Below are 11,938 nucleotides of genomic sequence, written 5' to 3'. Positions count from 1 at the left end.
CTAGCCCACCGGCGGTAGGGACCGCTGCATCAGGATGGTGTCCAGCCAGCGGCCGTGCTTGGTGCCCACGGCGGTCAGCCGGCCGGCGTCGGTGAAGCCGAAGCGGCGGTGCAGCGCCGGGGAGGCCGCGTTGTCGCCGGCGTCGGCGATCACGGCGATCAACTGGCGGACGCCGGCCTCCGCGCAGGCGGCCAGCAGCGCTTCGAGGAGCCGGCTGCCGAGGCCCTTGCCGGTGTGGTCGGGGGCGAGGTAGATCGAGTTCTCTGCGGTGTGCCGGTAGGCGTGCTGGGCGCGCCAGGGGCCGGCGTAGGCGAAGCCGGCGATCCCGCCGCCGGGCGCCTCGGCGACCAGGAAGGGCAGGCCGCGCGCCGTGAGGTCGGCGAGCTTCCGCTCCCAGTCGGCCGTGGTCGGCGCGGTCTCCATGAACGTGACGACGGTGTCGGTGACGTAGTGCGTGAAGATCGCGGCGATGGCGTCCAGGTCGGCGGCGCGGGCCGGCCTGATGTCGCTGGAGTCGTGCATGCCCGCACTGTAGGGAAGCGCGCTTGACGGGCGGCCGGCGGGGGCGCTCACGGGACGGGGGCCGGCGCTTATTGGGTACACTGTACGAGGTTTAGTCCAGCCCTTCAGGTACCCCAGGGGGAATCACGTGTCCGCAGAGCAGCCGCCGCCGCACTCCAGCACCTTCGACGTCTCCGGCGCCCTCGCCAGCCTGCCGACCGAGGCCGACGGGCACACGGTCATCCAGGTCCGCGGCGCCCGCGAGAACAACCTGCGGAACGTGTCGGTCGACATACCCAAGCGCCGGCTCACCGTGTTCACCGGCGTCTCCGGCTCCGGAAAGTCCTCGCTCGTCTTCGGCACCATCGCCGCCGAGTCGCAGCGGCTGATCAACGAGACCTACACGGCCTTCCTCCAGTCCCTCATGCCGAGCCAGGCCAGGCCCGACGTGGACGGGCTGCACAACCTGAGCGCCGCCATCGTCGTCGACCAGGAGCGGATGGGCGCCAACTCCCGCTCCACCGTGGGCACCGCCACCGACGCCTACACGATGCTGCGGATCGTCTTCAGCCGGCTCGGCACCCCGCACATCGGCACCGCCACCCACTTCAGCTTCAACAGCCCCGAGGGCATGTGCCCCGACTGCGAGGGCCTCGGCCAGGTCACCGCCATCGACGTCGACCAACTCGTCGACCGCACCCGCTCGTTGAAGGAAGGGGCCATCACCGTCCCCAACTTCCAGGTCGACTCCTGGTACTGGCAGGTGATGGCGGGCTCGGGACTCTACGACCCGGACAAGAAGCTGGCCGACTTCACCGAGACCGAGTGGCACGACTTCCTGTACAAGGAGCCGACCAAGCTCAGGATCGGCACCAACAACGTCAGCTACGAGGGCCTGGTGGTCAAGATCAGGCGGCTCTGGCTCGGCAAGGACCGCGACAGCATGCAGCCGCACATCCGCGCCTTCGTCGACCGGGCCGTCGTCTTCACCGAGTGCCAGGCCTGCGGCGGCAGCCGGCTCAGCCAGGACGCGCTGTCCTCCCGGATCGACGGCCGCAACATCGCCGAGTGCTCCGCCCTGCAGATCAGCGACCTCGCCGCCTTCGTGCGCGGCATCTCCGAGCCCTCGGTCGCGCCGCTGCTCGCCGGCCTCGGCCAACTCCTCGACTCCCTGGTGGAGATCGGCCTCGGCTACCTCTCCCTCGACCGGCCGTCCGGCACGCTCTCCGGCGGCGAGGCGCAGCGCGTCAAGATGGTCCGGCACCTCGGCTCCTCGCTCACCGACGTCACCTACGTCTTCGACGAGCCGACCACCGGCCTGCACCCGCACGACATCCAGCGGATGAACGACCTGCTGCTGCGGCTGCGGAACAAGGGCAACACGGTGCTGGTCGTGGAGCACAAGCCCGAGGTCATCGCCATCGCCGACCACGTCGTCGACCTCGGCCCCGGCGCGGGCGAACACGGCGGCACGATCTGCTACACCGGCGACGTCGCCGGGCTCGCCGCCTCGGACACGCTCACCGGCCGCCACCTCGGACACCGGGCCGCGCTGCGCGAGAAGGTCCGCACCCCGGCCGGCCACCTCTCCATCAGGGGCGCCGACCTGCACAACCTCAAGGGCGTCGACGTGGACGTGCCGCTGGGCGTGCTCACCGTCGTCACCGGCGTCGCCGGCTCCGGCAAGAGCTCGCTGATCCACGGCTACCTCGCCAGGCGCGACGGGGTCGCCGTCGCCGACCAGACCCCGATCCGCGGCTCACGACGCAGCAACCCGGCGACCTACACGGGTCTTCTGGGCCCCATCCGCAACGCCTTCGCGAAGGCCAACGGCGTCAAGCCGGCGCTGTTCAGCGCCAACTCCGAGGGCGCCTGCCCCCACTGCAACGGCATCGGCCTCGTCTACACCGACCTGGCGATGATGGCCGGCGTGGCGACCGTCTGCGAGCGGTGCGAGGGCCGGCGCTTCACCTCCGAGGTGCTGGCGTACACGCTGCGCGGCCGGAACATCCACGAGGTGCTGGAGATGTCGGTCACCGAGGCCCACGCCTTCTTCACCGAGCGCCAACCACGGGCCGTCCTCGGCCGGATGACCGACGTGGGGCTCGGCTACCTGCGCCTCGGCCAGCCGCTCAACACCCTCTCGGGCGGCGAGCGGCAGCGCCTCAAGCTGGCCATCCAGATGGCCGAGCCGTCCACGGTCTACGTGCTCGACGAGCCGACCACGGGACTGCACATGGCCGACGTCGACAAGCTGCTCGCGCTGCTCGACCGGCTGGTGGACGACGGCAACACGGTCGTCGTCATCGAGCACCACCAGGCCGTGATGGCCCACGCCGACTGGCTCATCGACCTCGGCCCCGGCGGCGGCCACGACGGCGGCCGCGTCGTCTTCACCGGCACCCCGGCCGACCTCGTCGCCCACGGCGACACGCTGACGGGCCACCACCTGCGCGAGTACGTGACGGCCGTTTAGGCCTGCCGGCCTACCGGTCCGAAGGGACGCCAGGTTGGTGGGCCCCTGGGCCGGCCGCGGCCGGATGGCCGGTCTCGGCCTGTGGTCTCGTGGCCGGGCCCCGGCGCCCGGTGCCTGTCGGCTCGCCGCGTGGGCCGCCGCCACCACGCTGCTGCCGGTTCGTCATGCCAGCCAGTCAGGCGTGGCCGGTGTCGGCCGGCGCTTCGCGGCCGTGCCTGGCCCATGCGTCGCGGGGTGTCCGCCGCCCCTCTATCCGCGTGGCGAGCCCGCCAGGCCGGACCGGGCCGCCCGGGCGGAGCGCCGGGCATGGCCCGGCGTCCGCCGGCCGGGTGGCGCGGCCGCCGCGCGCAGCCGCCGCCGGCCGGCGGCCCGCGTTCGCGGAGTGGTTACGCCGCTTTGGCCAGCGCAGCGCTCCGGCGTTGGATGAGGAACGCGCCGACGCCGAGGGCCAGGACCGCGTAGAGCGTGGCCGCGATCGGGCTGGAGACCAGGACCGTCGGGTCGCCCTCGCTGACCGCCATCGCCCGCCGGAACTCCGTCTCGGCGAGCGGGCCGAGGATGACGCCGATGAGCACCGGGGCGACCGGCAGCCCGTAGCGGCGCATCGCGAAGCCCAGCAGGCCGATGGCCAGCACCAGCACCAGGTCGAGCAGCTTGCTGCTGGTCGCGTACACGCCCAGCATCGCGAAGACCGTGATGCCGGCGTACAGGTAGTGCCGCGGCAGTTTCAGCAGCTTCGCCCACAGCGGCGCGAACGGCAGGTTGAGGATCAGCAGGACGACCATGCCGATGAAGAAGCTGGCGAGCAGCGCCCACACCAGCTCGCTGGCCCGTTCGAAGAGCAGCGGCCCCGGCTGGAGGCCGTACTGCCGGAACGCGGCGAGCATCACGGCCGCCGTGGCCGACGTCGGCAGGCCGAGCGCCAGCAGCGCGCCCATGGCGGTGCCCGCCGTCGCGTTGCCGGCCGCCTCGGGGCCCGCGACGCCCTGGATGGCGCCCTTGCCGAACATCGAGCCCGGCTTGCGGGAGGCCAGCCGCCGCTCGGTGCCGTAGGCGAGGAACGTCGGCACCTCCGAGCCGCCGACCGGGATGATGCCGAACGGCACGCCGATCGAGGTGCCCCGCAGCCAGGCCGGCAGCGCGAGCCGGAACTCCTCGCGGGAGAGCCAGAGTCGGCCGCCGGACGGGATGAGCTCCGTGTCCTGCCGGGTGCCGCGCCGCGCGGCGACCGCGATCACCTCGCCGAGGGCGAGCAGCCCGACCGTGATCACCACGATGTTGATGCCGTCGAACAGTTCGGGCTGGCCGCCGGTGAAGCGGGCGGCGCCGGACATGCCGTCGACGCCGACCAGCGCGATCGCCAGGCCGATCACCAGCGCCGTCAGGCCGCGCACCAGCGACTCGGCGACCACGGCCGAGATCGCGACGAACGCGAACACCGCGAGCGCCAGGTACTCCTCGGGGCCGAACAGGGTGGCCAGGTCGGCCAGCGACGGGGCGAAGAAGACCACGAGTACGGAGGACAGGATGCCGCCGATGAACGCGGCGATCGCGGAGGTCGCCAACGCCTGCGCCGCCCGCCCGGTCCGGGCCATCTTGTGGCCCTCGATCGTCCCGGCGATGGCGGTGCTGTTGCCGGGCGTGTTCATCAGGATGCCGGAGATCGAGTCGCCGAAGAGGCCGCCGAACAGCACGCCGGCGAACATGATGAACGCGCCGATCGGGTCGAGCGAGAACGTGACGGGCAGCAGCAGCGCCACCGCCATCGCCGAGCCCAGGCCCGGCAGGACGCCCACCGCGGTGCCGAGCAGCGCGCCGACCAGCACCCAGAGCATGTTCATCGGCGTGAGGACGGTGAGGAAGCCGTCGCCGAGGTTGGCCAGTGAGTCCATCAGAAAACTCCTGCGAGTACGCCCGGGGGAAGGTTGAGACCGAGGCCCGCGGAGAAGGCGAGCTGCACGATCGAGGAGACGGCGATCGACAGGAACGCGTCGAACAGCGGGCGGCGGCTGCCGAGGGCTCGCGCGACGCCCCAGAAGAGCAGGCTGCCGGAGAGCAGCCAGCCGAGCGGGTCGAGCACCACGATGAAGGCCACGAGGGTGCCGACGAGCGCGAGCACCGCGGGCCGGTTGCTCCTGACCCGAGTCTCCTCGGCGACGTCGGAGGCGTCGGCCGCGTCGGCGTCGGCCGCGTCGGAGGATGCGTCCTCGGCGTGCGCGGCCACCCGCTCGGGCTCGGGGTGGCGCAGCACGTCGACGGCCATCAGCACGGCGAAGACGAAGCAGGCGATCGCGATGACCGTGGGGAACAGCCGGGGGCCGGGCCAGGCGACGTTCTCCGGCACGTCCATCGTGATCGTGCCGACCGCCAGCACGACGCCGACGAGCAGCATCAGCAGCGGGAGGACGAGTCCCGTGCGGCGGCGCAGGAACTCTCCAGGTCCGCCGCGGGAGGCGAGTTCTTCCGCGGTGCTCACAGGCCCAACTCCTCGATGATCGCGTCGACCCTGGCCTGGTCCTCGCGGATGAACGTGGTGAACTCGTCGCCGGTCAGCAGGCTGTCGACCCAGCGATGGCGGGAGAGGGCGTCCGCCCACTCCGGCGTCTGTGTCATCTCGGTGACGATGGAGATCAGCTCCGCCCGCTCCGCGTCGCTGATGCCGGGCGGGGCGACCACGCCGCGCCAGTTGGGCAGGGCCACGTCGATGCCCTGCTCGACGAGGGTCGGGGTGTCGATGCCCGGCACCGGTTCCTCGGCCGAGACGGCGAGCGCCCGCAGGTTGCCCGCCTCGATCTGGTCGCGGAAGTCGTTGTAGCCGCTGACGCCGACCGCGACGGTGTGCGAGAGCAGCGCGGTCATCACCTCGCCGCCGCCGGCGAACGACACGTAGTTGAGCCGCGCCGGGTCGATGCCCGCCGCGCGGGCGGTGAGGCCGACGAGCAGGTGGTCGGTGCCGCCGAGCCCGCCGCCGCCGATCGCGAGGCCGTGCGGGTCGTCCCGCCAGGCGGCGAGCAGGTCGTCGAGGGTCTCGAAGGGGGAGTCCGCGGGGACGACGAGCACCTCGTAGTCCTCGGCGAGCCGGGCGATCGGCGTGGTGTCGAGCAGGTCGACGGACGAGCCGTTGACGGTGATGGCGCCCTCCATGACCGTGCCGGTCATCATCAGCCGCGTCGGGTCGGGGCCTATCTCGGCGAACTGGGCGAGGCCGATGGTGCCGCCGGCCCCCGGCACGTTGACGACCTGGGCGTTGTTCACGATCGAGCCGGCGCGCAGCGCCTGCTGGAGCTCCCGCGACGCGAGGTCCCAACCGCCGCCCGGCGCCGCCGGCGCCATCACGGTCAGTTTCGACCTCGGGGTGGCTCCGGAGGTGGAGCCGCTGGCGTCCACGGCGGCGAACGCCGCGAGCACCAGCGTGGCCACGACCCCCAGGACCTCGAGGACGGGACGTTTCTTCCGCACGGTCACTCCCTTGTGGCGTGGATTCTCATGGTTTGCGACACCGAGGGTGTCCGCCTAGTAGATATAGATGACCGCCAGGTGGTATACAACCCTTCGGGTCGAATCGATCGTGGAAAGGGGCGGGTTGTGACCACGGACGTCACGGAGAGTGCCGACGGCGCGGGCGGCGGCATCCGCGCGGTGAGCCGGTCCTGGGCGGTGCTGCGCGCCTTCACCCCCGAACGCATGTCGCTCTCGCTCGCCGACCTCGTGCGCGAGACGGGCCTGCCGAGGACCACCGTGCTGCGGCTCGTCGACACCCTGGCCGCCGAGGGCCTGCTGGAGTCCGGCGCGGACGGGCAGATCCGGGTCGGCGCCAGGCTGATCGCGTTCGCCGCCTTCGCGGACGCCGCGTGGACCGTGCCGCCCGCGTCGCTGGCCCGGATGCAGGCGCTGGCCGCCGAGACCGGCGAGACGGTGAGCCTCTACGTGCGGGAGGGCACGCGCCGGGTCGTGGTCGGCCAGGCGCCTAGCCCCAACACCCTGCGGCACGCCGTGCAGCAGGGCGACGAGCTGCCGATGTCGGTCGGGTCCGCGGCCTACGTGCTGCTGAGCCTCGAACCGCCCGCGGACCGCGACGGGCTGATCGACCGGATCGTCGCCGAGGCCGGCGGCGACGCCGCGGCCCTCCGCAAGGGGGTGGCGAGCGCCGCCGAGCAGGGCTGGAGCCTCTCGCACGGACACCGCGAGGCCGGCAACAGCGGCCTCGCGGTCCCGGTCCCGGCCACCGGGGGACGCCCGCCCGCGCGGATGTCGGTGCTCGCCCTCGGCGGCCCCACCGTGCGGTTCACCGACGACCGGATCCCCGGCTTCGTGCACGCCGTGCGGCGCTGCGCCGAGGACATCGCGCGCACCGGGCTGCCGCCGGCCCTCTACTGACCGAAGGCACCACCCCCAGCCGAACCACCAGGGAGAACCGTGCACGACTATCCGACGCCCGGCGCGCTGCCCGTCGCCACCGTCTCCGACGCCATGGACCGCTTCGGGGTCGCCGACGGCATACGCCCGCTGTGGCCCGGCGCGACGCTGTCAGGACCGGCGTTCACCGTGTGGACCCGGCCCGGGGACAACAAGGGCCTGCACGCGGCGTTCGAGACCATCAGGCGCGGCGAGGTGCTCGTCGTCAACGGCGGCGGGGACACCAGCCGGGCCCTGATCGGCGAGCTCGTGGTGCAGAAGGCCAGGGCGCTGCGGGTCGGCGGCATCGTGCTCGACGGCGCGGCCCGCGACGTCGCGGAGCTCGCCGCGCTCGGCGTCCCGGTCTTCGCCCGGGCGGTCACCCCGGCGGGCCCCTGGAAGAACGGCCCCTACCGGATCGGCGAGCCCATCGCCGTCGGCGGCGTCCCGGCCGCGCCGGGGGACTGGGTGCTCGGCGACGACGACGGCGTGGCGGTCGTCCCCCGCGCCCGGATCGACGAGGTCGTCGAGGGCGCGCGCGGGCTCATCGCCGGCGAGGCCGAGCGCCGCGCCGCCAACCAGCGGCTGGTGCCCCGTGGCTGACCGCCCGCTGGTCTGGATCCCGCGACCGGTCCACGAGGACGCCGTGCGCCGGCTCGCCGCCGTCGCCGAGGTGCGCCTCGGCTATGGCAGCGAGCCGGCAACGTTCGACGAGGTCAGCGACCGGGTCACGGCGATCCTGCTCCGCACCGAGCGGGTCGACGGCGAGATGCTGGCCCGCGCCCCGGCGCTGCGCGTCGTGGCCCGGCACGGCGTCGGCCTCGACACCGTCGACGTGGACCGGGCGCGGGAGTTGGGGATCGCCGTCACCACCACGCCGACGGCCAACGCCCAGTCGGTCGCCGAGCACGCCGTGGCGCTGCTGCTCGCCGTCCGGCGCGGCATCGGCGTCGCGGTGCGCGACGAGGGCGACACCAGGGCCGCGATCACCGGCCGGGAGCTATCCGGTGCCACGCTCGGGCTGCTCGGCTTCGGCCGGATCGCCCGCCGGGTCGCCGCCATCGGCGCCCACGGCTTCGGCATGCGGGTGCTGGCCCACGACCCGATGGTGCCGGCGGCCGAGATCGCCGCCGCCGGCGCCGAACCCGTGGACCTGCCCGAGCTGTTGGCCCGCGCCGAGAACCTCAGCCTGCACGTCCCGCTGGTCCCCGCGACCCGCGGCCTGGTCGGGCCGTCCGAGCTCCTCGCGCTGCCCGCGGGCGCGGTCGTCGTCAACACCGCACGCGGCGGGATCCTGGACGAGGACGCCCTGCTCACGGCGGTCCGCCGGGGCCACCTGGCGGGCGCCGGGCTCGACGTGACGGTCGTCGAGCCACTGCCCGACGACCACCCGCTGCGGGCCGAGCCCACCGTCGTCATCACCCCGCACACCGGGGCCCAGACGGCGGAGGCCCTGCGCCGCATGGCGACCGAGGCCGCCGACCACATCCTCGCCCACCTCGGCTGAGCGCGGCCTCAGCGGTCGTCGGGCAACTCCCGCTCCGGGGCGCCGTGGTAGCCCGCCAGCAGCGGCCGGGGGAGCGGGCCCTTGATGCGGGCGCCGCCCTCCCGCTCCTCCCAGGCGTGGGCGAGGATGCCGACGCTGCGGGAGAGGACGAACAGGCCGCGCCCCAGCTCGGGCGGGAAGCCGAGCTCCGCGTAGATGATGGCGGTGGCCCCGTCGATGTTCATCGGCACGGGGCGGCTCCTGCCCTCGGCGAGCGCCGCCTCGATCGCCAGCCCGGCCGCCAGCGCGCGGCCCGCCACCGCCCCCTCGTCGACGGCCTCCCGGACGAGCGCGAGCAGCGGATCGCGCCGCGGGTCGCGGGGGTGGAAGCGGTGGCCGAAGCCCGGCACATAGGCGCGGCGCTCCCGGAACTCCGCGACCACGGCCCCGGCGTCCGCGCCGGCGACGACGCGCGCCAGCACCTCCATGCACTGCTGCCCCGCGCCGCCGTGCACGTCCCCGAGCAGCCCGACGCCGGTCGCGACGGCGCTGTTCAGGCCGACGCCGCAGGTCGCCGCCATCCGGGCCGCGGCGATCGACGGCGCCTGCGGGCCGTGGTCGACCGCGGCCACCAACGCCGCCTCCAGCAGCCGACCCTGGGCGGGCGTCGGCAGCTCGCCGCGCAGCATCAGCCAGATCTGCTCCGCGAAGGTGACCCGGCCGATCAGCCGCTCGACCGGGTAGCCGCGCAGCGCGATCCGACCCGGCCGGATCTCGGTCACCGCCGTCGACCACCAGTCGGTGACGCGGCGCTCCTCGATCATCGGCTCGCCCATGGCTTCTTCCCGTTCCTCCCGCTCGCTCATATCGCGCCTCGCTCCCGCAGCCCGGCGATCCGCCGCCGGTCGTAGCCGAGTTCGGTCAGGACCGCGTCGGTGTGCTCGCCGAGCAGCGGCGGGGGAGCGGGGGCCGGGACCGGCTCGCCGTCGACCCGCACCGGGCTGCCGAGGACGCTCAGCGAGCGCTCGCGGCCGTCGGGGAACGGCAGGTCGAGTACGAAGTCGCGGGCCGCCAGCTGGTCCAGGCCGAGGGCCTCCGGCACGGAGAGCACCCGGGCCGCCGGGACGCCGGCGTCGGAGAGTATCTCCTCCCACTCGGCGGCCGGCCGGGCGGCCAGCGCGGACTCCACCTCGACGCGCAGCGCCTCGCGGTGCGTCTTCCGGTCCGCGGGGTGGGCGAACCGCGGATCGGACGTCAGGTCCTCGCGGCCGATCAGGCGGCACAGGGTGGCGTACTGCTGCTGCCGGTTGGCGGCGATGTTCAGGTGCCCGTCGGCGGTCGCGAAGGTGCCGGAGGGCGCCGCGGTGAAGTTCTCGTTGCCCATCGGACGCGGCTCGCGGCCGGTGATCAGGTAGTTGGACGTCACCCAGCCCATCGCCGTCAGCGCGGCCTCCAGCATGGAGACGTCGACGAACGCGCCCTCCCCGGTGCGGCCGCGCCGCACGAGAGCGGCCGCCACCGCGTAGGCGGCGGCCATCCCGCCGAGCGTGTCGGCGACCGGGAAGCCCGCGCGCAGCGGCGCCGTCTCCTCGGTGCCGGTCACGCTCATCATGCCGCTCAGGCCCTGGACGATCTGGTCGTAGGCCGGCCGGTCCCGCATCGGCCCCGTCTGCCCGAAGCCGGAGATGGCGCAGTAGACGAGCCCCGGGTTCTCCGCGCGCAGCGTCTTCCAGCCGAGGCCGAGCCGCTCCATCACGCCGGGGCGGAAGTTCTCCAGCAGCACGTCCGCCTCCCGCACGGCGCGCAGCAGCGCCTCGCGGCCCTCCGGGTCCTTGAGGTCGAGCGTGATCGAGCGCTTGCCGGCGTTCTGCGCCAGGAACGAGGCGCCCAACAGCTCGTCCGCGAGGGCGCGGTCGGCGCCCAGCTGGCGGGCGAGGTCCCCGGACCCGGGCATCTCCACCTTGACGACGTCGGCGCCCTGCAGGGCGAGCTGGTAACCGGCGAACGGCCCGGCGAGCACATTGGTGAGGTCGAGGACCCGGACGCCTTCCAGTAGGGCGGTCGACATCAGGCGGTGCCTCCGATGCAGTCGAGGGTGGTCAGGACCCGCGCGGCGTCCGTCAGCGAGGGCAGCAGGGCGGCGACGGCCTCGTCCGTGAAGCGGACGGTGGGGCCGCCGAGGCCGACCGCCGCGGTCAGCCGCCCCGACCGGTCGAACACCGGGGCCGCGACACCCGACACGCCCGGCTCGCGCTCCCCGTGGCTGACCGACCAGCCGTTCGCGGCCGCGGCGCGGGCACGCTCCCACAGCAGCTCCTCCCAGCCCTCGTGCGGGGCGCGGGCCGCGACCGCCGCGACGTCGGCGCGGTCGGCCCGGGAGAGCAGGACATGGCTGGCGGCGCCGGACCACAGCGGCATCTCGGCCCCGACGTGCACGACGTGCCGCAGGCTGCGCGTCCCCTCGTGGCGGGCGACGCACACCCGGGTGTTCCGCTGCCGCACATAGAGGCTCACGGTCTCGCCCTGGCTCGCCGCGCTGAGCTCCGCGAGGCGCCGCGACGCCTCCTCCGGCAGCCGCCACGTCCTGCCGGCCAGCTCGGCCCAGCGCAGCAGACCGGAGCCGGGGACGAGCTGGCCGTCGCCCCGGCTCCACAGCAGACCGGCCTGCTCCAGCGTGTGCACCAGGCGCACCACGGTGCTCTTCGGCAGGCCGGTCTCGTCGGTCAACTCACGCACGGAGCGGCTCGGATGCTCGCTGTCGAAGAGCGCGAGCAGCTCCACGGCGCGTTGCACACTGCGGACCCCACCCGAGTCGGCCTCGGCCACGGTCGTCCCTCCCTGATCGGCGAGCTGGCCGGGCCATCACATCATCGAACCGGCCAGCGGCACAAGTGGTCCACCAGGTGGTACGGGACCGGCCTGCCGGCCTACCGGTCCGAAGGACCTCGGCCCGCACGTGTCCGGGGCCCGCAGGGCCGGCCCTGTGCCGTCCGGGCTTGCGCCCTGCCCCTGCCCACCCTGCGGGGCGAAGCGCCGTGGCCACCACGTGGTCCAGGGCCTGCCGGTGCGCCGTTCGGGCT

Annotated in this window: 11 protein-coding genes; 4 read left to right on the top strand and 7 right to left on the bottom strand. The window is 74.0% G+C overall.

Annotation, left to right across the window (positions count from 1 at the left end; translation table 11 throughout):
- Entirely contained in the window at positions 1–522 is a 522-nt protein-coding gene (locus RNC47_RS16095; RefSeq protein ID WP_311599391.1) for a GNAT family N-acetyltransferase, read from the bottom strand.
- Positions 523–712: 190 nt separating this feature from the next.
- Between RNC47_RS16095 and RNC47_RS16090 the strand changes: the two genes are divergently transcribed.
- The gene (locus RNC47_RS16090) at positions 713–2,977 is read left to right on the top strand and encodes an excinuclease ABC subunit UvrA (protein ID WP_311599480.1); all 2,265 of its coding nucleotides are present in this window, start codon (positions 713–715) and stop codon (positions 2,975–2,977) included.
- Between the two features lie 386 nt (positions 2,978–3,363).
- Here RNC47_RS16090 and RNC47_RS16085 read toward each other — a convergent pair whose 3' ends face one another.
- Genes RNC47_RS16085 through RNC47_RS16075 form a run of 3 tightly spaced genes read right to left on the bottom strand, consistent with a single transcriptional unit; the run spans position 3,364 to position 6,436 of the window.
- A complete protein-coding gene (locus RNC47_RS16085; protein WP_311599389.1) occupies positions 3,364–4,869 on the bottom strand; it encodes a tripartite tricarboxylate transporter permease in 1,506 nt (501 codons plus the stop codon).
- Complete coding sequence (locus RNC47_RS16080; RefSeq protein WP_311599387.1) at positions 4,869–5,453, bottom strand: tripartite tricarboxylate transporter TctB family protein; 585 nt, start codon at positions 5,451–5,453, stop codon at positions 4,869–4,871. Before RNC47_RS16080 ends, RNC47_RS16085 begins: the two co-directional genes overlap by 1 nt.
- Complete coding sequence (locus tag RNC47_RS16075) at positions 5,450–6,436, bottom strand: Bug family tripartite tricarboxylate transporter substrate binding protein (protein WP_311599386.1); 987 nt, start codon at positions 6,434–6,436, stop codon at positions 5,450–5,452. The genes RNC47_RS16080 and RNC47_RS16075 overlap by 4 nt, the downstream gene beginning before the upstream one ends.
- 126 nt (positions 6,437–6,562) lie before the next feature.
- Here RNC47_RS16075 and RNC47_RS16070 point away from each other — a divergent pair, with 126 nt between their 5' ends.
- The 3 genes from RNC47_RS16070 to RNC47_RS16060 are packed head-to-tail and all read left to right on the top strand — an operon-like array spanning position 6,563 to position 8,879.
- Positions 6,563–7,354 carry an IclR family transcriptional regulator gene (locus RNC47_RS16070; RefSeq protein WP_311599385.1) on the top strand — a complete coding sequence of 264 codons (792 nt, stop codon included), beginning with the start codon at positions 6,563–6,565 and terminating at the stop codon, positions 7,352–7,354.
- Positions 7,355–7,393: 39 nt separating this feature from the next.
- Complete coding sequence (locus RNC47_RS16065) at positions 7,394–7,975, top strand: RraA family protein (RefSeq protein ID WP_311599384.1); 582 nt, start codon at positions 7,394–7,396, stop codon at positions 7,973–7,975.
- On the top strand, positions 7,968–8,879 hold the full coding sequence (locus RNC47_RS16060; RefSeq protein WP_311599383.1) for a hydroxyacid dehydrogenase: 912 nt from the start codon (positions 7,968–7,970) through the stop codon (positions 8,877–8,879). The genes RNC47_RS16065 and RNC47_RS16060 overlap by 8 nt, the downstream gene beginning before the upstream one ends.
- A gap of 8 nt (positions 8,880–8,887) precedes the next feature.
- On the opposite strand, the gene RNC47_RS16055 is transcribed toward RNC47_RS16060, so the two are convergent.
- From RNC47_RS16055 to RNC47_RS16045, 3 genes are read right to left on the bottom strand one after another with little or no spacing between them, the layout of a single operon-like run.
- Entirely contained in the window at positions 8,888–9,724 is an 837-nt protein-coding gene (locus tag RNC47_RS16055; RefSeq protein WP_311599382.1) for a citryl-CoA lyase, read from the bottom strand.
- Entirely contained in the window at positions 9,721–10,926 is a 1,206-nt protein-coding gene (locus RNC47_RS16050) for a CaiB/BaiF CoA transferase family protein (RefSeq protein WP_311599381.1), read from the bottom strand. Before RNC47_RS16050 ends, RNC47_RS16055 begins: the two co-directional genes overlap by 4 nt.
- On the bottom strand, positions 10,926–11,684 hold the full coding sequence (locus tag RNC47_RS16045) for an IclR family transcriptional regulator (protein ID WP_311599379.1): 759 nt from the start codon (positions 11,682–11,684) through the stop codon (positions 10,926–10,928). Before RNC47_RS16045 ends, RNC47_RS16050 begins: the two co-directional genes overlap by 1 nt.
- Between the last annotated feature and the right edge of the window lie 254 nt (positions 11,685–11,938).

Origin of the sequence: Streptomyces millisiae, from assembly GCF_031845425.1 — a bacterium.
In the GTDB taxonomy this organism is placed as follows: Bacteria; Actinomycetota; Actinomycetes; order Streptomycetales; family Streptomycetaceae; genus Streptomyces; species Streptomyces millisiae.
The sequence above is the reverse complement of the archived record's forward strand: the minus strand, read 5'-3'. Positions and strand labels throughout refer to the sequence as shown.